Raw genomic sequence first — 21,921 nt, 5'->3', positions numbered from 1 at the left:
AAAAAGAGGTAATAATAGAATGGATTTTAATTTAGATCCCGGTTGGCAATTGTTACCAATTGGTGGAGATACAGGCACTGCATACATGGGTACACGTGCACAAGAAAAAGTGTTTTTGAAACAAAATATGTCACCTTTTTTAGCTGCGCTCTCAGTTGCTGGTATTACACCAAAATTAATTTGGACTAAGCGAATCTCAAGTGGAGATACAATAACTGCACAAGAGTGGCTAAATGGACGAAACCTTCATTCTGATGAAATGGATCAAAAAATGGTTCCTGAATTATTATCTAAAATTCATCGCTCAAAGCAATTAAAAAATATGTTAAGTCAGGTAGGTGGAGAAGTTATCACGCCTAGTGGCTTATTAGCTAATTATTTTGACGATTTAAGTGATGATTTAAAGCAGCACCCTTTACTATCAAAAATGTTTAAGCAATTGAATGAGCATCAACCTGAACTGTCAACGGATAAGTATACAGTTTGCCATGGTGATTTGAATCATCGAAATTGGTTACAGTCTGATACTAATCAATTATATTTAGTTGATTGGGAGTCAGCAAAAATTGCTGATCCTGCTATGGATTTGAGCTTAGTTATGTCTGAATATATTCCGGATACACAATGGAGTAGCTGGCTGAGTGGCTATCATGAGTCATTGGAGAATAACGATTTATTAAACAGAATAAACTGGTACATTATAATAGCAAAATTACAACGAATAAAAAAAGCGCATCAGTTAAGTCGATTTCATGAAATGAATCAGGCAATAATAGAATTACAAAAATATAATATGAAAACAGATTAAAAGTAGTGGGGCTAAAACGATTAATACGTTCTAGCCCCACTTACTTTATCAAACGAAATGAGGATATATAAGTTGAGATTAAGAAATAAAGCATGGGCTGAACCATTAATTGCAGAACATCCGGAACTACTTGTAACATCACCTAATCAGTTTAAAGGTAAATGGCAATCAAGATTTGAGAAAAAACAACCACTTTTTATTGAAATAGGTATGGGTAAGGGTGGATTTATTATGGGAATGGCTAGAAAATTTCCAGAATATAATTTTATCGGAATTGAATTGCAAACAACAATTGCAGCAATTACGTTGAAGAAACAAGTTGAAGCACAAATCCCAAATTTACAATTAATTTTAGGTAACGGTGATTCGGTAACTGAATTTTTTGATGATAATGAAGTTGATGGTATTTATTTGAACTTTTCAGATCCTTGGCCTAAAACAAGACAGGCTAAACGTCGACTTACTCACGGCAGTTTCTTAAAAGGATATGAAAAAGTTATGAAAAATGATGGTCATCTTGAATTTAAAACGGATAATCGTGGCTTATTTGAATACTCATTAGTTAGTTTAAATGAGTATGGAATGGGTTATGATCAAGTTTGGCTTGATTTACATGCAAGCGTTGAAGCTGAAGATAATGTCATGACTGAATATGAAGAAAAATTTAGTAAAAAAGGACAACCTATCTATAAGTTAGAAGCACATTTTAATACGTCTAAAAATCTGGAATAAAAATTCCAGATTTTTTTGTAAAAACGCCGTTACATAGTAACTAAGCTACATTCATGGCTTCTTTTATGGTACTATTATATAATATAAAGTAAGAGATATTAAGCTAAGTGAGTAGACAAAATTGTGACTAATTCGTCCGATAAAATGAAAAGGGGCTTTCTAATATGAATGATAAAACGTTTAATTTAGTTAAAACAATGACTGAACTTCAGGCAACAAGTGGATTTGAAAATAACGTACGTGATGTAATGCGCGAAAAAATGACACCAAATGTTGATGAGGTTGTTCAGGATGGTTTGGGTGGAATTTTTGGTATCCGTAAAAATGCAGATATAAATGCACCTAAAATTATGACCGCTGCTCATATGGACGAAGTTGGATTCATGCTTGCTGCAATTAATGACAATGGGTTGTTTTCAGTTCGCCCACTTGGTGGATGGAACCCATTTGTTGTTTCTTCGCAACGATTCACACTAACAACACGATCAGGTCAAACGTACCCAATAATTTCTTCATCAGTATCACCACATTTATTGCGTGGTGATAATCATCAAAATGCAACACCACAAATTAATGATATTTTATTTGATGGTGGATTTGAATCTGCAAGTGAAGCAAAAGAGTTTGGTATTGCACCAGGAGATTATATCGTTCCGGATGTTGAAACAATTAAAACAGCTAATGGTAAAAATATTATTAGTAAGGCATGGGATAACCGTTATGGTTGTACTGCAGTACTGGAAACGCTTGAAAAATTAAAAGACGTAACATTACCAAATACTTTATTCGCTGGTGCTAATGTTCAAGAAGAAGTTGGACTACGAGGCACACCAGGTGCAGTAAATATGCTGAAACCTGATTTGTTTTTTGCTGTCGACTGTTCAGCCGCAAATGATATTGAAACAACAAAAGGAACATTTGGGCATCTTGGCGAAGGAACGTTAATCAGAATTTATGATCCAAGATTAGTAACACTTCCTAGATTAAAAGAATTTTTATTGGATACTGCTTCGGATAACAATATTCCTTATCAGTACTTTGTTTCTCAAGGTGGTACCGATGCTGGCGCAGCTCAAACAGCAAATAATGGTATTCCAAGTTCTGTTATTGGCGTTTGTGCACGTTATATTCATACGCATCAAACAATGTTCTCAATCAGAGACTATGAAGCAGCAAAAGAATTACTTGAAAAAACAATTCTAGGATTGGACCGTTCAACTGTCGATACAATCATTAAGGGGTAGTTAGATTGGAAAAATTAAAAGTTTTAGAAAAAGATAAATTAAATGAATTATTATTGAATGGTAAATCATTGTTTTATTTTACGGCAGGTTGGTGTCCAGACTGTAACTTTATTGAACCATTAATGCCCGAAATTGAAGCAGAATATTCCGATTTTAAATTTTATAAAGTAGATCGTGATGAACAAATTGAACTTTGCCAAGATTGGGGTATTTTTGGTATTCCAAGTTTTGTTGCATACAATAACGGTGTTGAGCTTGATCGTTATGTGAATAAAGAACGTAAAACAAAAGAACAAATTGAATCATTTATGAACAAATTAGACTAAACCATGGGGGTGATAGTGATGTTTGAACAAGTTTATAAAAGAGTAATGGTTGGGATAGATGGAAGTGTACAATCTGAACGTGCATTTAATCAAGCAGTTGAGAGTACTTTAAAAAACGAGGCTAGTTTGATAGTTGTACATGTTGTTGAACGAAGTGTTGACAACACATTTTCCGAAGATGAAGACGATGTTACAACTGAAGTTAAGCGATTAAATGATACCTTAGCCGACTACAAACAAATTGCGATAGATAAAGGCGTTAATGATGTTGAAACTATTTTAGTATATGGATCTTCTAAAGTTTTATTAAGTCGTGAAATACCAGAAGAAAAACATGTTGATTTAATTATGGTTGGACAAACAGGGGCAAATGTTGTTGAAAGATTTGTGAATGGATCAACAACAGATGCAATTCTAAGAAATGCGCCATGTGACGTCTTAGTCATTAGTGATATTAAGAAGGGAACTAGTAAATAAAAATGTTAATAACAAGTTATAATTTAAAGAACGTTGGCGATACATTAATGGTTGTTTTACGTGAAGATGTAGAAAACCAAAAGTCAGAATCAAAAAATAATGTTGTTCGCATCTTTAACAAAAAATCAAATGAAACGTTGGGATTTAATTTTTTAGAAATCTCTAAAGAATCACTTGATTTAGTGGGTAACGGACAAATATTTTTAGATGAGAAACAAGTAGAAAAATTAAATCAACTTATCGTTGCTGCTGGATTTAAGGATATACTCGTTGTCGATGATGATCCTAAATTTGTTGTAGGATATGTAGCCGAATCTACTGAACATCCTGATTCTGATCATTTGCATGTTACAAAAATCGAAGTTAATAATGGTGAGACACTTGATATCGTTTGTGGTGCATCTAATATTGAACAAGGTCAGCTTGTTGTTGTTGCTAAAGTTGGCGCAATGATGCCAACTGGGGCGATTATTTGGCCAGGTAAATTACGTGGTATTGATAGTTATGGCATGGTTTGTTCAGCTCAAGAGTTGGCTATTCCTAATGCTCCAACTGTCCATGGTATTTTAGTTTTAGATGAAAAGACGAATCATGTTGGTGATGCATTCGATTTTGAGAAGGCAGCCAAATTATTTGCATAATATAGATTTATAAAAACTAATTGCGGTTATTGCAATTAGTTTTTTACATAGTTAGGATGAAATTAATGGAGCGTTACGATGGACCTGCGTTTTATAAGAAAACGATAAAAAAAGATGTAAATATACCACATCATAATGAACAATTTGTGCGCAAAGAATCAAAAATAGATAGTCAAAGTGAAAATACACAAATTAATCGATATTCTCGAGGCTTCAAACCAAAACAAATTCCTACATTTTTTACGAATAAAAAGCAAAATAAAAGCGTAAAGTATCGGAAAATTTTAGTTCAATTAACTAAAGCAAAGGATACTTATTTACTGTTTGATGATCTTGTTGAAGAGGAAAATCAAGTATCCATTAATAATGAAAATACGTTGCGTTCTGTGGATAGAGTAGCTGAAAAAATTGTACCAGAAGTGGATCCAGTAATCGAAGATAATAAACAAAAAGATGCTTTATCACAAACTGCGAATTTAGAGCCTGATGTACTGGATGTAAAAAATGAACAGATGAAAAATGCTAATATGAATGTAGTTGCTAATAACAAACATGCTTTAGCTCGTGGATTATTTGAAATATCAGCTTCTGAGAATGAGGCTCAAAAAGAATTAGCCGTCTTTAAAAATAAACCTGAAGTTTTGTCACGTGAAGAACTTGCATTTGTAAGTACCAATCATCAAACTAATGAAGAAGTACAAGAAGTACAAGAAGTACAAGAAGTACAAGAAGTACAAGAAGTACAAGAAGTACAAGAAGTACAAGAAGTACAAGAAGTACAAGAAGTACAAGAAGTACAAGAAGTACAAGAAGTACAAGAAGTACAAGAAGTACAAGAAGTACAAGAAGTACAAGAAGTACAAGAAGTACAAGAAGTACAAGAAGTACAAGAAGTACAAGAAGTACAAGAAGTACAAGAAGTACAAGAAGTACAAGAAGTACAAGAAGTACAAGAAGTACAAGAAGTACAAGAAGTACAAGAAGTACAAGAAGTACAAGAAGTACAAGATAGCTATTATGATGATCAGTCAGATGAAGAAGTCAAAAGGTCAGAGGCAAGTTATCAATTCCCATCACTTGATCTATTACCAGATCCTATTTTAGAAAATGCTGGTGAATTAGATGATTGGGTACTTTCTCAAATTGATGTATTAAATAATACATTGGAAGCATTCCATGTTAATGCAGAAGTTGATGGCTGGACAGTTGGCCCCACGGTGACCCAATTTGAAGTATCATTGGCTGCTGGTGTTAAGGTAAGTAAAATTACCAACCTTGTTGATGACTTGAAACTAGCGCTTGCTGCAAAAGATATTCGTGTAGAGGCACCAATTCCCGGACGTAGTAGTGTTGGGATTGAAATACCTAATTTAAAATCAAGACCAGTCCTTCTCTCAGAAGTATTGAGATCTCCTGTGTTTACAGAAAATAAATCGCCATTGACTGTGGCATTAGGTGTTGATTTATTTGGTGAAGCACAAGTAACTAACTTACAAAAAATGCCGCATGGACTAATTGCTGGTGCTACAGGATCCGGTAAGTCAGTCTTTATCAATAGTTTATTAGTTTCTATTTTATACAAGGCAACACCAAATGAGGTTAAATTGTTATTGATTGATCCTAAAGCTGTTGAATTAGCGCCATACCATGATATTCCTCATTTGTTAGCACCTGTTATATCAGATGCGAAAGCAGCTTCTGCAGCTTTGAAATGGGCTGTTGATGAGATGGAAGAACGTTATCAAAAATTGGCTGCAGCTGGAGCTAAAAATATTGGTAACTTTAATCAAAAGGCAGAAGCAAATGGCGATTTTGGTTTAAAGATGCCGTATATTTTAATTATTATTGATGAATTAGCTGATTTAATGATGGTTGCTTCAAATGAAGTTCAAGAATATATTGCAAGAATTACACAAAAGGCTAGAGCAGCAGGAATTCATTTGATTTTAGCAACACAGCGCCCAAGTGTTGATGTTGTTACGGGTACAATTAAAAATAATATTCCAACTCGAATTGCATTTATGGTTTCTAGTCAAATTGACTCGAGAACTATCTTGGATACGGCCGGTGCTGAAAAATTACTTGGACGAGGCGATATGCTCTACCTGGGTAATGGATCAAGTCAGGCTGTTAGGTTACAAGGAACTTATATAGAAGACGAAGTTGATTTAATTACAGACTTTGTTAGAACTCAAGGAAAGCCAAGATATGCATTTAATCCAGATGGACTGAAAAAAATGGCAGATCAAAATGAACAACAAGATGATTTATTGCCAGGTATTTTAGATTTTATTGCGCATGAACAAACCATTTCAACTTCTAAATTACAGCGCGTCTTTTCAATTGGTTATAATAGAGCTGCAAATATTATTGATGAACTTGAAAATCAGCAACATATCTCACATGCCAAGGGGTCGAAACCTCGAGATGTGTATTTAAATGAAGATGAACTTAGACGGATGAGAGAAGAATTTTAACGACAAACTGAATATTAAATCATTTTATGGTAAAATTATGAATGAATAATGTCAGAAAAGGGGATAATGATGAATAACCAAAAAGTATATTATTTTGTAGGAATAAAAGGCTCAGGGATGAGTTCTTTAGCATTAATTTTACACGATCAAGGATTTAAGGTTGAAGGATCTGATATTGACCAATATACATTCACACAACGTGGATTAGAATTAGCTAATATTAAGGTTTATTCATTTGATGAAAAAAACATCCATGAAGGTTTGACTGTAATTGCGGGAAATGCATTTACAGCTGATCATCCTGAACTAAAAAAGGCACGTGAAATGGGCTTAGATATTGTCAGTTATCCTGAAATGCTAAGTCGATTAATGGAAGGTTATACAAGTATTGGTGTGGCCGGATCTCATGGTAAAACAAGTACAACAGGATTGCTTGCACATGTCTTAAGTGGTATTGCACCAACGAGTTACTTAATTGGGGATGGTACCGGTAAAGGAAAACCTGATGCAAGGTTCTTTGTATATGAAGCAGATGAATACCGTCGACATTTTGTTGCCTATCACCCAGATTATTCAATTATGACTAATATTGATTTTGATCATCCAGATTATTTTACTGGTATTGATGATGTTTTTGATTCATTTGAAACAGTTGCAAAACAAACAAAAAAAGGTATATTTGCTTGGGGAGATGATCCTTTACTCCGTAAAATAAAAGCTGATGTTCCAATTTATTATTATGGTACAAAAGATTCTGATGATTTCCAAGCTCGTGATATTAAACGAACAACTAAAGGTTCCGAATTCGATGTTTATTATCAGGATACGTCATTAGGCCATTACCAAATCCCAATTTTTGGTGAGCATAACATATTAAATAGTTTAGCCGTTATTGCTGTTTCATATTTCGAAAAAGTTGATTTAGAAGAAATTGCAAGTGAATTATTAAGTTTTAAAGGGGTTAAACGCCGTTTTAGCGAGAAGTATATTGGTGATATGACAATTATTGATGATTATGCGCATCATCCATCAGAAATTAAAGCAACAATTGATGCTGCTCGTCAAAAATATCCTGATAAAGAATTAATTGCGGTCTTCCAACCACATACGTTCAGTAGAACCATTGCGTTGATGGATGATTTTGCAATTAGTTTGAATCTTGCCGATAAAGTTTATTTAACGGATATTTTTAGTTCTGCTCGTGAAACATCAGGTAATGTTTCGAGTGAAGATCTTGGTGCAAAGATTGTTAAGGGTGGCGAGATTATCAAACTTGATAATCTTTCGCCATTACTTGATTACAATAATGCAGTAGTTATTTTTATGGGTGCTGGAGATGTCCAAAAATATGAGTATGCATATGAGGAATTATTGAGTAATTTGAGTTTTAAAAATAATTAGTTGTTTAAAAAAAGAAATGATTTTCGAATCATTTCTTTTTTATTACTTAAATTATTTTTATGAAAAGTGAAAATTCTTGATAATTTTACATGATTTGGTACACTTGTCCTTATACATACAAGGGGTTATTCTTTTAAAAAGATTAATACTGTATGAGCTTAAAAGTCATGTTGTATTTTGATTAAAATAAGTATTATTTCTCTAACCTATTTCATTTTATTAAATTAGTTGTAATAGGTTTTGGTGTATTAATCACAATGATTTAAACATGATTTCTTAATTATCAAGGAGGAAAGCAAGATGGATAATCAAAATGGCGTTATTATTAATGAAAAAGATGGATTAAATAATTTTTTAGCAAAATTATATGGGTATATGGCACTTGCAGTTGGCGTTTCGGCTGTCACAGCATTTTTAACATTAACGGTATTTCAACAATCAGTTTATGGTTTTATGGCAGAACATTCATGGTCAATTTGGGCATTATTTATTGTCCAGTTGGTGGTTGTTTTAAATATTAACGTAAAAGCATCAAGAGCACCATTCGTAACATTTGCTTTATTGATGGGATATTCTGTACTTGAGGGCGTAACATTGTCGTTGATTATATCAATGTATTCAGTCGGGAATATCATTGCTGCATTTGCTGCAAGTTCGGCTGTATTCGTTACGATGACTATTTTAGGAAATGTTATTAAACGAGATTTAACTAAATTAGGTACGCAGGCATTAGCTGCTTTAGTTGGATTAATTGTTGCTTCATTTGTAAATTTATTCTTACAAAGTGAACTTATTAATTACGTATTCTCATATATCGCTGTGATTATTTTTACTATTTTAACTGCGTGGGATACACAAAAATTAAGACAAGTATTTTTACAACGAGATAGCAATGTTTCAGTTTCTAACTTAGCTATGACAGGTGCCCTAATGTTATATCTTGATTTTATTAATTTATTCATTTCATTTTTACAAATCTTTGGCTACGGTGGTAGAGATTAGTAATTCATAAATAAGAAGGTTAAACCTCCAAGTTAAGGATTCGTAACTTGGGGGTTTTTGTTACTTTATTGAGTTATTAGCGTATTCATTATTAATCAAGGCTGATGTTTGGTAAAATAGAGATAGAGATTTTCAAAGGAGACGGATATTAAATGACTAATACTAATGACAAATTACTATTGATTGATGGAAACAGTATTGCCTATCGTGCATTTTTTGCATTGTACCAATCTGTAGATAGATTCACAAACCAAGCTGGGTTACATACAAATGCATTATATGGATTTAATAATATGTTGAATGTCATATTAGATACCGAAAAACCAACACATGTATTAGTTGCATTTGATGCAGGAAAGACAACTTTTAGGACTAAAAAGTATGATAATTACAAGGCCGGTAGATCAAAAACACCGCCAGAACTAAAAGAACAAATGCCATATTTTAGAGAATTATTAGCAGGATACGGCATTAAAACTTATGAATTAATTGATTTTGAAGCAGATGATATTATAGGCACAATGGCAAAAAAAGGTGAAGAAGCTGGATATAATGTGACTATTGTGACTGGAGATCGTGATTTAACACAATTAACAACCGGTAAAGTAACAGTTTCTGTCACAAAAAAAGGCGTTAGTGAGATCGAAAAATTTACACCAGAGCATGTAATGGAAAAATTTGGATTAACACCATTACAAATTATTGATATGAAGGGATTAGTTGGCGATACGTCAGATAATTATCCCGGTGTTACTAAAGTTGGTGAGAAGACTGCAATTAAATTATTAACAGAATATGACTCAATGGAGAATCTTTACGAAAATATTGATCAATTAAAGAAAAGTAAAATGAAAGAACATTTAATTGAAGATAAAGATCAAGCATTTATGAGCAAAGATTTAGCCAGAATTCGACAAGATGCACCTATCACGATTGATTTTACTGACACAAAATGGGATGGACAGGACTTAGATAAGTTAGTTGCTTTCTATGAAAAAATGGATTTTAAAAAATTTTTAAGTCAATTAAATTTAAATCCAGCATCAAATAGTGTAGAAATGAATTTATTTCCAGAACCTAAAAAGACAGATTATAAAGTATTAACTAGTGACAATTTAGATGAATTATCTAAATTAGCACAACCGATTTCTTTTTATTTAGAGATGTTGGAAGATAATTATCATACAGCAGATTTTGATGGATTTGCGATAGGTGATGGCAAACAATTTTTCGTAACACGAGATGTTGATTTATTAAAATCTAAAACTTTAGTTTCAATTCTTTCAAATGATAATATTAAAAAGAATGTATTTAATTTTAAACGTAATTATGTAGCGCTGAACCGATTGAACATTCAACTTGCAGGAACTGAATTTGATCTTTTGTTAGCTTCGTATTTGTTAGATACAAGTGATAATAGTAATGATCTTAGTAAGGTAGCACAGAAACACGATTACTATGACGTTAAGTCTGATGAAGAGGTATATGGTAAAGGCGTTAAACGTGCAATTCCAGAAGATGATATTTTCTTTAGTCATATGGCATCGAAAGTTGACGCCATAAATCTTTTGAAAGAACCATTAATGGCCGGATTAGTTGATCATGAACAAATGGATTTGTACACGGATATGGAACTTCCTCTTTCACTTGTATTAGCCAAGATGGAAATTCAGGGCATTAATGTCGATGCAGATAGATTAAAGATTATGCAAAAAGAATTTTCAACTATTTTGAGTGATATGGAAACTAAAATTTACAGTGAAGCTGGTGAAGAGTTTAATATTAATTCACCAAAACAGTTAGGCGTTATTTTATTTGAAAAATTAAAATTACCTGTTGTTAAAAAAACTAAAACAGGTTACTCAACTGCCGTTGATGTTTTAGAACAACTTAGAACAATAGCTCCAATCGCAGATTTAATTTTAAAATATCGACAAATTGCAAAAATTCAATCAACGTATGTTGAAGGTTTATTAAAGGTTAGACATGAAGATAAGAAAGTTCATACAAGATACTTGCAAACACTGACAGCGACAGGCCGACTATCATCTGTAGATCCTAATTTACAAAATATTCCAGTCCGTGTTCCTGAAGGCAAGAAAATTAGACAAGCATTTATACCTGAACATAAAGGATGGAAAATATTCTCATCTGATTATTCACAAATTGAGTTACGTGTTTTGGCCCATATTGCGCATGATGCCAATATGCAAGAAGCTTTTAAAGAAGGAATTGATATCCATGCTAATACGGCAATGAAAATTTTTAGTTTAGAATCGCCAGATGACGTGACTTCAAATATGCGTCGAACAGCTAAGGCAGTCAATTTTGGTATTGTTTATGGTATTAGTGATTATGGGTTGTCACAAAATATTGGGATTACTAGAAAACAAGCACAAACATTTATTGATACGTATTTAAATGAATTTACAGGCGTTAAGAACTACATGGAAAGCGTTGTGCGTGAAGCTAAAGATAAAGGCTATGTTGAAACATTATTCCATCGTCGTCGTTATTTACCAGATATTAACAGTCGAAACTTTAACTTACGTTCTTTTGCTGAAAGAACAGCAATGAATACACCAATTCAAGGTAGTGCTGCGGATATTATTAAAGTAGCGATGATTAATATGAACAAAATGTTAGAAGAAGAACATTTACAAGCTAAAATGTTATTACAAGTACATGATGAATTAATTTTTGAAGCACCTGAAGAAGAAATTGCTATCTTGCAAAAGAAAGTTCCTGAAGTTATGGACGCTGCCGTTTCTTTAGAGGTTCCTTTAAAAGTTGAGAGTGCGTTTGGTGATAGTTGGTTTGATACTAAATAAAAAGTGGTGGGGGGTAATTATATGCCAGAATTACCAGAAGTTGAAACGGTTCGAAGAGGTCTTAGTCAATTAGTTATAGGTAAGACAATTAAATCAATTGATGTTTTATGGCCTAAAATTGTATCTGGGGATGTATTAGATTTTAAGCGTGAATTAGAAGGCAGAAAGATTGAATCAATCGATAGACTGGGTAAATACTTACTTTTTCGTTTTGATAGCAAAATGACAATGGTTTCTCATTTAAGAATGGAAGGTAAATATTTTGTTCGTAGTTCAGATGAACCAATTGAAAAGCACTCCCACGTCATATTTCATTTAACTGATGAGCAAGATTTAAGATACAATGATGTTCGTAAGTTTGGACGCATGCAACTAATCCCGACAGGTCGAGAACGTGAACTTTCGGGTCTTAAGAAGTTAGGACCAGAACCGACAGATAATGATTTTAAGCTCAGTTATTTCATAAAATATTTATCTCGTAAACATATGGCAATCAAGCCTGTGTTATTAAATCAAGAGGCGGTTGCTGGTCTTGGAAACATTTATGTTGATGAAGTTTTATGGATGAGTAAAATTAATCCGGAACAGCCAGCAAATTCAATTTCTAATAGGAAATTAGCTATATTACGTAAAAATATTATTCTTGAGCTAGCTACTGCGGTACAAGCTGGTGGAACAACAATTAGATCCTATACGGGTGCGTTTGGTGAGACGGGATTGTTCCAATTTGATTTGAATGTCTATGGTCAAACAGGGAAACCATGTCCTAGATGTGGAACACCTATTGTTAAAATAAAAGTGGCACAACGAGGGACACACTACTGTCCACATTGCCAACCGTTAAAGGAAGTTTAAAGATGACTTATATTCTTGGACTAACTGGTGGCATAGCAACAGGTAAATCAACAGTTAGTCATATTTTTAAAGAAGAAAATATCACAGTTATAGATGCAGATGTTATTGCGAGACAAGTTGTTGAACCAAAATCTGCAACTTTAACAATGATTATTCAAACATTTGGCGAAAAATATTTATCAGTAACTGGGAATTTAAATCGAAAAGAGTTAGGTCAGCTAGTCTTTAATGACGCAATAGCGTTAAAAAAATTAAATGATATTATGGTTCCTGCTATTAGAAAAGAAATTTTGTCACAAATAGAAGTCCAAAAAAAATTAGGTAGTAAGTTAATTATTTTGGATATGCCTTTATTATTTGAGCAAAACTACCAATTACTTTGTAATGCAGTAATGGTTATCTATGTACCTGAAACATCACAATTAGAACGTTTAATGAAGCGGGATGAATTATCTTTAGATGAAGCGATGTCAAGGGTTAAAGCACAATGGCCCATTCAAAAGAAAAAAGATTTAGCAGATTTTGTAATAGATAATTCAACAACGGTTGCCGTTACAAGGGTTCAAGTGCTAAACTGGCTTAGTACTCAAATTAATGTTTAAATAATGTAAATAAAAAATAATGAGGTGTCACAATGAAATGTCCACATTGCCAACATAATGGCTCTCGAGTCGTTGACAGTCGACCAACAGATGAAGGTCGCGTTATCAGACGACGTCGTGAATGTGAAAATTGTGAATTTAGATTCACAACATTTGAACGAGTTGAAGCTACACCACTACTTGTTATTAAAAAAAATGGAACACGTGAAGAATTTAATCGTGAAAAGATCCTTAAAGGTATTATTAGTTCTGCCGAGAAAAGGCCAGTTTCAATGAAAGCTATTACTCATCTTGTGGATCAAGTAGAAAATAATGTTAGAGCATTAGGTGAAAATGAAATTTCTAGCCAACTAATCGGTGAATATGTTATGGGATTATTGGCTGATGTTGATGAAATTGCGTACATTAGATTTGCTAGTGTTTACCGTCAATTTAAAGATATGAGTGTTTTCTTAAAAGAATTAAATGAAATGATGGCTCGTGATAAAACACCTACAGATAAACCGGATTTGAAGGAATGATAATCAATGATTGATACATGGGGAAATATGAGTCCGAAAGACGGTTATGTCGTTTTAATGGATGAAAAAGTTACAAATGATGATATTGAACGACTAGACTACTTGTATCAACCTGTTATGGGTGTGATTGCGAGTGGTCTATTTGCTCTATTGAAAGGTGAGGCAAGTCAAAATCCACAATTATCTAACCGAAAGATGCATAGTGAATTACTTGCCTTACTAAATATTGACTTAGCAATGTTTTCTGAAGCAAGAAGTGCACTTGAAGCTCTAGGACTTTTGAAGAGTTTTGAAAAAGAGGATGCAATAGGAAAAGTTGTTGTCTATCAATTGCGTCGTCCTTTGCAAGCAACTGATTTTTTTACAGATGATTTACTCAGTACTTTACTCTGGGAATCAATTGGTGATGGTAGGTACAAAGAAATTACCGCTCGATTTGCGTTACCAATTTTAAAATTAGAAGGCTTCAAAGAAACATCTAAAAGTTTCTTAGATGTTTTCCAAGTTAATCAAGATCACTTGTCTAATAAACCTGATATTATTTCTGAAAGTAAAAAGGTTTTTTCAACGGACAAGAAGATACCGGAAAAGTTAGTTGAGCCAGGTAGTATTGAATCATTTGATTTTAAATTTTTTATTGAACTACTGGAAAAGAGTTTCGTTTCTTTGGATAAAATTAATGAGCAGCGGGATTTAATTATTTCAGAGCATCTCTTGTATGGTATTGATGAAATTGAAATGGCCCAATTTATTGGAGATTCAGCTGACTTATCAACAAATGAAGTTGATTATAATACATTTAAGCAACATATTGCTCACAAATATAATCAACAAATTAAACTGAAAAAGCAAGAGAATCTAACAAGTAGTGATAGTGAAAATATTACTATGAAATCTGTTGAAACGCTAAAAAAGGTTGGTTTTTCTGAAGAGGATTCGCAGTTAATTCTTGCGAGTGAAGCTTATAAACCTTTTGATTTTTTGAAATCGCTAAAAGAAAGTAAGGGTGGGTATGTCACTGATAGTGAAGCATATCTGTTGCAGCAACTTGTTCAACGACAGATATTTTCTAATTCAGTCATTAACATTTTGATTCATTACATTTTGATTGACCGTGATTTAGCAACGCTTAATAAATCGTTTGTTGATACTATGGCCAATGATTGGTTACAACAAAAAGTGAAGACACCTGAAGAAGCTATTAACCAGGTTCGACAATTTAATAATAAAAAGTCTGAAACTAAGGCGTCAAATCAACGACAAAGAAAAATAATTAAAAAAGAGACATTACCTGATTGGGCTAAAGATGACTATCAAGCACCAAAAGTGGATGTAAAAGTTGATAAGGATGAACTGAAAAGACAACTTGCTGAATTTAACAAAACAGCACCCAAAGGAGGAAAATGATGGAAGATTTAGGGACAGAAATCAAAAAATTTCTTGAAAAAGACAACCTGAGTGAAAGATATCCTAATGTTAATTATCGTGATTTAATGAGAAAAGTTTATGAAGATTCAGATGTCATCGCTTTTTTAGATAGAAATAAAGCTGAATTAACAGAGGATAGTATTCGCCGCGCTGATGCAAAATTGTATGAATTCTTATCTGAAAAAAATAAAATTATTCTTGGTAAAGGAATGATAGCACCAGGTTATAAGCCACAATTGGTTTTGAATAATCATATGATTGATGTTTCCTATGTACCAACAGATTCTTTTATCGAAGCTCAAAAAAGTAGAGCATTAGCTAAGCGAGTTAAATCAATGAGTATGTCTAAAGATATTAAAAATGCGACTATGAATGGCTTTGATATGGATGAACGTGGGGATGCACTTAGCCAGAGTTTAAAATTTATAACAACATTTGTTGATAGTCCTAAATCTTATCACCAAGCAATGTATTTTTATGGTAGTTTTGGCGTTGGTAAAACATATCTTTTAGGTGCTATGGCCAATGAATTAGCAAGTCGAGGATACCAAACGACTTTAATGCATTTCCCTAGTTTTGCAGTTGAAATTAAAAATGCTATTAGTGATAATCGTGTTTATGACATGCTAAATGCTGTTAAAAAATCTGAAATTTTAATGATTGATGATATTGGTGCCGATGCAATGTCTAGTTGGGTTCGTGATGATATTTTAGGTGTTATTTTACAATATCGCATGCAAGAAGAATTACCAACTTTCTTTAGTTCTAATTTTTCGATGAAACAACTAGAAGATGAGCATTTACGTATTAGTCAAAAGGGTGAAGACGAGCCTCTTAAGGCAAAAAGAATTATGGAACGAATTCACTTTTTAGCAAAAGAAGTTAAGATTGTTGGAAAAAATCGTCGACCTAAATAAGAATAATAGTTGCTAAATTTCACTAAAAATGGTTAAATAGTTATTAAATTGATACGGAAGATTACATTCTTTTTTTATGTCCGCAGGGAGGGAAAGCATAGCTGAAAGCTTTTCTGGCAGAGAGTAAGTGATGACCACTTCCATAATGTTGCCTGATTTTTATCAGGTCGGATTGGATCCGTTAAAATCTATGGAGAAAGTTTTGTTTCGGCAAAACTTTGAATTTGGGTGGAACCACGTTAATCGACGTCCCTAATACACGATTTTATTTGTGTATTAGGGACTTTTTTTGTATCAAAAAATATTAAAACAATGGAGGAAGTTAACATGTCAAAAATAAATATTACATTTCCAGATGGCGCAGTTAAAGAGTTTGATTCAGGTATTACGACTGAAGACGTTGCAAAGTCAATTAGTCCTAGTTTAGCTAAAAAATCAATTGCCGGTAAATTCAATGGTGTTTTGGTTGATTATCTTCGTCCATTAGAGGCAGACGGCGCTATCGAAATTGTTACTAAAGAATCTGCAGACGGATTAATCGTTTTATGGCATACAGCTGCTCAAGTTTTAGCTAATGCGTTACAACAATTATACCCAGGTATGAAATTTGGTATGAGTTCTGATATTGAAAATGGTTTCTATTTTGATACAGATAATGGTGAAACACAAGTTAGCGTTGATGATTTGAAGAAAATTCAAGATAAGATGAAATCAATTGTTAAAGAAAATTTGAAAATTGAACGTCAATTAGTTTCAAAAGCTGAAGCTCTTGAATTATTTGCTGGTGACCCATATCGTGCTGAATTAGTAGTTGAAGCTACTGATGAAAATGGACAAGTTGAAATTTACAAACAAGGTGAATTCGTTAACTTAAGCGATGGCGCACAATTACGCTCAACTGCTGATGTTAAAATTTTCCAATTATTATCAGTTGCTGGTGCATATTGGCAAGGTAAATCAAGTAATCCGATGTTACAACGTGTTTATGGTACAGCGTTCTTTAAACAAAAAGATTTAGATGCTGAATTAGTTCGTCGTCAAGAAGCGCGTGAACGCGATCATCGAGTAATTGGTAATGACTTAGATTTATTCTTTGTAGATCCAAAAGTCGGTGCAGGATTGCCATACTGGTTACCTAATGGTGCTACAATTCGTCGTACGATTGAACGCTACATTGTTGATAAGGAAGTTTCAAATGGTTATGATCATGTTTACACACCAATCTTAGCCAACTTGGATTTATATAAAACTTCTGGTCATTGGGACCATTATCGTGAAGACATGTTCCCACCAATGGACATGGGTGATGGCGAAGAGTTAGAGTTACGTCCAATGAACTGTCCTTCACATATTCAAGTTTACAAGCATCATATTCGTTCATATCGTGATCTTCCTATTAGAATTGCTGAATTAGGAATGATGCATCGTTATGAAAAATCAGGTGCACTTTCTGGTTTACAACGTGTACGTGAAATGACATTAAATGATGGTCATACTTTCGTTGCTCCTGATCAAATTCAAGAAGAATTTAAAAGCGTCCTTCGTTTAATGATGGAAGTTTATGATGACTTTGGGATTGCTGACTATTCATTCCGTTTAAGCTATCGTGATCCAGCTAACACAGAGAAATACTTTGATGATAATGAAATGTGGACAAAATCACAAAGTATGTTAAAAGGTGCTATGGATGATTTAGGCTTAGATTACTACGAAGCTGAAGGAGAAGCAGCATTTTACGGTCCTAAATTAGATGTTCAAACAAAAACAGCGTTAGGAAATGATGAAACGTTATCAACAATTCAATTAGATTTCATGATGCCTGAAAAATTTGAATTATCATACATCGGTGATGATGGTGAAGAACACCGTCCTGTTATGATTCATCGTGGACTTGTTTCAACGATGGAACGTTTTACAGCTTACTTAACGGAAATGTACAAAGGGGCATTCCCAACTTGGTTGGCTCCTAAACAGGTAACAATTATTCCTGTTAAAAATGATCTTCATGCCGATTATGCGCATGATTTACGTGCTAACTTAGTTGCTCGTGGTGTACGAGTAACGGTTGATGAACGTAACGAAAAGATGGGTTATAAGATGCGTCAAGCGCAAGTTACTAAAGTACCTTATATTTTAGTTGTCGGTGATAATGAAGTAGCTGAAAATACAGTTTCTGTTCGTCGACATGGTGAAGATGATTCAAATATCTTTACAAAAGACGATTTTATTAACAACATTACAAAAGAAATTGCCAACTATAGTCGTAAAGCATAAAAAAGACTCATTTTAATTTGCTTGACAATAAGTCTTCAAGTTGGTATGATGTAAAAGTTAAGAAAAAGCAGAGGCTCCCGCTTCTCGCCTGAAGAGACAAAGAGTCTCTGGGCAGAATACTATTGAAATTAAATTCCAATTAAAATGGATTTCAAGCGGGCTGCGATAATTTATTATTGTTGCCCGTTTTTCTGTGTTTTTTCTCAAAAAAATTTGGAGGTGCATTGCCATAGCAGTTGATAAAGTAGACAAAATGGTCAATGAAGGTATCCGCGCGTCGGAACTTCGTTTGATCGGTGATGATGGCGAACAACTTGGTGTTAAAACTAAACAAGAAGCACTAGATATGGCAGAAATTGCTAATTTAGATGTTGTTGTTGTTGCCGCTAACTCAAAACCACCTGTTGCTAAGATTATGGATTACGGGAAGTACCGTTTCGAATTACAAAAGAAACAAAGAGAAGCCCGTAAAAACCAAAAAATTGTTAATGTTAAAGAAGTTAGACTTAGTCCAACGATTGATATTAATGATTTCAATACAAAATTGAAAAATGCCTCAAAATTCCTTGCAAAAGGTGATAAGGTTAAAGTATCAATTAGATTTAAAGGCCGTGCAATTACGCATAAAGAAATCGGACGTGATGTCTTGAATCGCTTCGCTGACGCAGCTAAAGAAGTTGCATCAGTTGAATCAAGAGCGAAGATGGATGGACGTAGTATGTTCATGATGCTTGCACCTAAGGCTGAAAAGTAAAGCTATATTAGGAGGATATTAGATTATGCCAAAACAAAAGACTCATCGTGCATCAGCAAAACGTTTTAAACGTACAGGAAATGGTGGCTTAAAACGCTCTAAAGCATATACAAGTCATCGTATGCATGGTAAAACTAAGAAACAACGTCGTCAATTAAGCAAATCAACTACAGTGTCAGCATCAGATAACAAGCGTATCAAACAAATGCTTTCACAAATGAAATAATAAATATAAATTAGACAATTGATGCCATTTTAAATGGCTCAATAAGGAGGAATTTTCATGCCACGAGTTAAAGGTGGAACCGTTACACGTCAACGTCGCAAAAGAATGCTTAAATTAGCAAAAGGTTACCGTGGATCAAAACATATCCAATTTAAGGTAGCTAAACAACAAGTAATGAAATCGTACCAATATTCATTCCGTGATCGCCATCAAACAAAACGTAACTTCCGTCGTCTATGGATTGCACGTATTAACGCTGCAGCACGTATGAATGGTTTAAGTTACAGCAAGATGATGCATGGCTTGAAATTAGCTGAAATTGAAGTTAACCGTAAAATGTTAGCTGAATTAGCTGTTAAAGATTCAGCAGCATTTGCTGCTGTTGCAGAAGAAGCTAAAAAAGCATTAAGTAAATAATAACTTTTAAGAGGATACTTGACCAATTGTCAAGTATCCTCTTTTTTTAATAAAATTTCTGTAAATAAGTTAAGTATGTTATTTTTAGTAAAATTCTAAAAATTTTATGTGACGTCAATGATTATGGGCAATGTAACTAAAAATATAAAAAATTAATCTTAAAAAACGTAATATAAAATTGAAATAACCCGTTTCTATCATTTTTAAAATGAGAAAATGAAATTAATTTCATTTGTTTTCATGGAAAACATGCAATTTTGTTGAAAGTACATTATACTTAGATTATTATTCTAAAATTGAGGTAGCTAACATGCTTGAGAGATATAAACCAACTTGGATGGTTGAATCGATTTATGATTTAACACCAGAGGATTTACAAAATCATGGAATTAAGGTTGTTATGACTGATTTAGACAATACATTAATTGCATGGGATAACCCAAACGGAACCCCAGAATTGAAGAATTGGTTAGAGCTTATAGCTGCGGCTTCAATTCCAGTGATTGTTGTATCTAACAATAGTCACGAACGTATTGAAAAGGCACTGGAACATATTGGATTACCATTTGTTTCTAGAGCTCTAAAACCATTTACAAAGGGAATTAACCAAGTTAAAAATGAATTTAAGATGAATAATCAAGATTTAGTTTTAATAGGTGATCAATTGATGACTGATATTGCTGCTGCGAATAATGCGGGTATCAAAAGTATATTGGTTAAACCACTTGTTGAATCAGACGCTTGGAATACAAAACCTAATCGTTTCATTGAAAAAAGAATTAAAAATCACTTAATTAAAAAACACGATTTTAAAACTAAATGGGGGAATTCATTGGATGACTGACATAATTGAAGTACCAGAAATTGACGAAGATCTTTTTTGTATTGGCTGTGGATCAAAAATTCAAAGTGAAGAAGTAGATGAATTAGGCTATACACCTAAATCCGCAGTAAAAAAAGGACTTGAAACAAATGAACTATATTGCCAAAGATGTTTTAGACTACGACATTACAACGAAATTGCTGACGTTAAGTTAACTGATGATGATTTCTTAAAATTATTGAATCAAATTGGTAGTGCTGATGCATTAATCGTCAACGTTATTGATATTTTTGATTTTAATGGTAGTCTAATTCCCGGACTACATCGATTTGTGGGTGATAATCCTGTTTTAATGGTTGGAAATAAAGCTGATTTATTGCCTAAGTCATTGAGACGCTCGAAGTTAAAGGATTGGATGAGACAACAAGCTAATTTACAAGGATTACGACCAATTGATGTTGCATTGACAAGTGCAACAAAAAACTTTGCGATTGATGAATTATTAGAATTAATTGAAAAGTATCGTGAAGGCCGTGATGTGTACGTTGTTGGAGTAACTAATGTTGGTAAATCAACATTGATTAATCAAATCATTAAACAAAGAACAGGTGTCCAAGACTTGATTACAACCTCAAGATTCCCAGGAACTACGCTTGATAAGATTGAAATTCCACTGGACGATGATCGGGCTTTAATTGATACACCAGGTATTATTCATCAAGATCAGATGGCTCATTATCTATCAGGTAAGGCGCTGAGATTAGTTTCTCCTCAAAAAGAAATTAAACAACGTGTCTATCAGTTAAATGAAAACCAAACATTATTCTTTGGGGCCGTTGCTAGATTTGACTACATTTCTGGTGGAACTCCTGGTGTTGTTGTTTATCTTGATAATGATTTAATGATTCATAGAACAAAAACTGAGACTGCAAGTGAATTTTATGAGAAACATGCTGGTAGTTTATTAAATCCGCCAACAGATGATGAAATGAACGACTTCCCAGAATTAGTTCGTTTTGAATTTAAAGCAACACAAAAAAGTGATTTAGTTTTTGCCGGACTTGGATGGGTAACCATTAATGAGGGCGCTAAGGTCGCTGGCTGGGCACCAAAGGGTGTTTCGGTTCTTTTACGTAAAGCAATGATATAAGAGGAGTTAACTAAC

At 33.5% G+C, this 21,921-nt stretch carries 21 protein-coding genes and 1 other annotated feature; all 21 genes read left to right on the top strand.

Annotated elements, in window-relative coordinates; all coding sequences use genetic code 11:
- Positions 1-19: 19 nt before the first annotated feature.
- The 21 genes from ACE83Q_RS03305 (at position 20) to yqeH (ending at position 21,906) form a co-directional block, all read left to right on the top strand.
- Positions 20-808 carry a phosphotransferase gene (locus ACE83Q_RS03305; protein WP_409022704.1) on the top strand — a complete coding sequence of 263 codons (789 nt, stop codon included), beginning with the start codon at positions 20-22 and terminating at the stop codon, positions 806-808.
- A 72-nt stretch (positions 809-880) separates the two neighbouring features.
- Positions 881-1,540, top strand: a complete 660-nt coding sequence (trmB, locus tag ACE83Q_RS03300; protein WP_409022703.1) for a tRNA (guanosine(46)-N7)-methyltransferase TrmB — start codon at positions 881-883, stop codon at positions 1,538-1,540.
- A gap of 164 nt (positions 1,541-1,704) precedes the next feature.
- Positions 1,705-2,784, top strand: a complete 1,080-nt coding sequence (gene pepA, locus ACE83Q_RS03295; RefSeq protein ID WP_409022702.1) for a glutamyl aminopeptidase — start codon at positions 1,705-1,707, stop codon at positions 2,782-2,784.
- A 5-nt stretch (positions 2,785-2,789) separates the two neighbouring features.
- Positions 2,790-3,110, top strand: a complete 321-nt coding sequence (locus tag ACE83Q_RS03290; RefSeq protein ID WP_409022701.1) for a thioredoxin family protein — start codon at positions 2,790-2,792, stop codon at positions 3,108-3,110.
- A gap of 18 nt (positions 3,111-3,128) precedes the next feature.
- The gene (locus ACE83Q_RS03285; RefSeq protein ID WP_409022700.1) at positions 3,129-3,587 is read left to right on the top strand and encodes a universal stress protein; all 459 of its coding nucleotides are present in this window, start codon (positions 3,129-3,131) and stop codon (positions 3,585-3,587) included.
- Between the two features lie 2 nt (positions 3,588-3,589).
- Positions 3,590-4,228 carry a YtpR family tRNA-binding protein gene (ytpR, locus tag ACE83Q_RS03280; RefSeq protein WP_409022699.1) on the top strand — a complete coding sequence of 213 codons (639 nt, stop codon included), beginning with the start codon at positions 3,590-3,592 and terminating at the stop codon, positions 4,226-4,228.
- Positions 4,229-4,293: 65 nt separating this feature from the next.
- Positions 4,294-6,705, top strand: a complete 2,412-nt coding sequence (locus tag ACE83Q_RS03275; protein WP_409022698.1) for a DNA translocase FtsK — start codon at positions 4,294-4,296, stop codon at positions 6,703-6,705.
- A 69-nt stretch (positions 6,706-6,774) separates the two neighbouring features.
- Positions 6,775-8,106 carry a UDP-N-acetylmuramate--L-alanine ligase gene (gene murC / locus ACE83Q_RS03270; RefSeq protein WP_409022803.1) on the top strand — a complete coding sequence of 444 codons (1,332 nt, stop codon included), beginning with the start codon at positions 6,775-6,777 and terminating at the stop codon, positions 8,104-8,106.
- A 300-nt stretch (positions 8,107-8,406) separates the two neighbouring features.
- The gene (locus ACE83Q_RS03265; protein WP_409022697.1) at positions 8,407-9,108 is read left to right on the top strand and encodes a Bax inhibitor-1/YccA family protein; all 702 of its coding nucleotides are present in this window, start codon (positions 8,407-8,409) and stop codon (positions 9,106-9,108) included.
- A gap of 152 nt (positions 9,109-9,260) precedes the next feature.
- Complete coding sequence (gene polA / locus ACE83Q_RS03260) at positions 9,261-11,939, top strand: DNA polymerase I (RefSeq protein WP_409022696.1); 2,679 nt, start codon at positions 9,261-9,263, stop codon at positions 11,937-11,939.
- Between the two features lie 21 nt (positions 11,940-11,960).
- A complete protein-coding gene (mutM, locus tag ACE83Q_RS03255) occupies positions 11,961-12,794 on the top strand; it encodes a bifunctional DNA-formamidopyrimidine glycosylase/DNA-(apurinic or apyrimidinic site) lyase (RefSeq protein WP_409022695.1) in 834 nt (277 codons plus the stop codon).
- Between the two features lie 2 nt (positions 12,795-12,796).
- Positions 12,797-13,396: a dephospho-CoA kinase gene (gene coaE / locus ACE83Q_RS03250; RefSeq protein ID WP_409022694.1), complete on the top strand. Its 600-nt coding sequence runs from the start codon at positions 12,797-12,799 to the stop codon at positions 13,394-13,396.
- 32 nt (positions 13,397-13,428) lie between these two features.
- Positions 13,429-13,917, top strand: coding sequence for a transcriptional regulator NrdR (gene nrdR / locus ACE83Q_RS03245; RefSeq protein ID WP_409022693.1), 489 nt, complete (start codon positions 13,429-13,431; stop codon positions 13,915-13,917).
- 6 nt (positions 13,918-13,923) lie between these two features.
- Positions 13,924-15,324, top strand: a complete 1,401-nt coding sequence (locus ACE83Q_RS03240; RefSeq protein ID WP_409022692.1) for a replication initiation and membrane attachment family protein — start codon at positions 13,924-13,926, stop codon at positions 15,322-15,324.
- Positions 15,324-16,262 (top strand): primosomal protein DnaI, encoded by a 939-nt coding sequence (dnaI, locus tag ACE83Q_RS03235; RefSeq protein WP_409022691.1) that lies wholly within the window; start codon positions 15,324-15,326, stop codon positions 16,260-16,262. The genes ACE83Q_RS03240 and dnaI overlap by 1 nt, the downstream gene beginning before the upstream one ends.
- Positions 16,263-16,589: 327 nt before the next feature.
- A complete protein-coding gene (gene thrS / locus ACE83Q_RS03230) occupies positions 16,590-18,536 on the top strand; it encodes a threonine--tRNA ligase (RefSeq protein WP_409022690.1) in 1,947 nt (648 codons plus the stop codon).
- A gap of 59 nt (positions 18,537-18,595) precedes the next feature.
- Positions 18,596-18,733 (top strand) — a sequence feature (ribosomal protein L20 leader region).
- Between the two features lie 56 nt (positions 18,734-18,789).
- Positions 18,790-19,290, top strand: a complete 501-nt coding sequence (gene infC / locus ACE83Q_RS03225) for a translation initiation factor IF-3 (protein WP_409022689.1) — start codon at positions 18,790-18,792, stop codon at positions 19,288-19,290.
- A gap of 25 nt (positions 19,291-19,315) precedes the next feature.
- Complete coding sequence (rpmI, locus tag ACE83Q_RS03220; RefSeq protein ID WP_057973380.1) at positions 19,316-19,516, top strand: 50S ribosomal protein L35; 201 nt, start codon at positions 19,316-19,318, stop codon at positions 19,514-19,516.
- A 57-nt stretch (positions 19,517-19,573) separates the two neighbouring features.
- The gene (gene rplT / locus ACE83Q_RS03215; RefSeq protein ID WP_409022688.1) at positions 19,574-19,933 is read left to right on the top strand and encodes a 50S ribosomal protein L20; all 360 of its coding nucleotides are present in this window, start codon (positions 19,574-19,576) and stop codon (positions 19,931-19,933) included.
- 310 nt (positions 19,934-20,243) lie between these two features.
- The gene (locus tag ACE83Q_RS03210; RefSeq protein WP_409022687.1) at positions 20,244-20,777 is read left to right on the top strand and encodes a YqeG family HAD IIIA-type phosphatase; all 534 of its coding nucleotides are present in this window, start codon (positions 20,244-20,246) and stop codon (positions 20,775-20,777) included.
- Positions 20,770-21,906, top strand: coding sequence for a ribosome biogenesis GTPase YqeH (gene yqeH, locus ACE83Q_RS03205; RefSeq protein WP_409022686.1), 1,137 nt, complete (start codon positions 20,770-20,772; stop codon positions 21,904-21,906). Before ACE83Q_RS03210 ends, yqeH begins: the two co-directional genes overlap by 8 nt.
- Positions 21,907-21,921: the final 15 nt, after the last annotated feature.

Origin of the sequence: Dellaglioa kimchii, from assembly GCF_046115505.1 — a bacterium.
GTDB lineage: Bacteria > Bacillota > Bacilli > Lactobacillales > Lactobacillaceae > Dellaglioa > Dellaglioa kimchii.
This window is presented reverse-complemented; position numbering and strand designations above follow the sequence as displayed.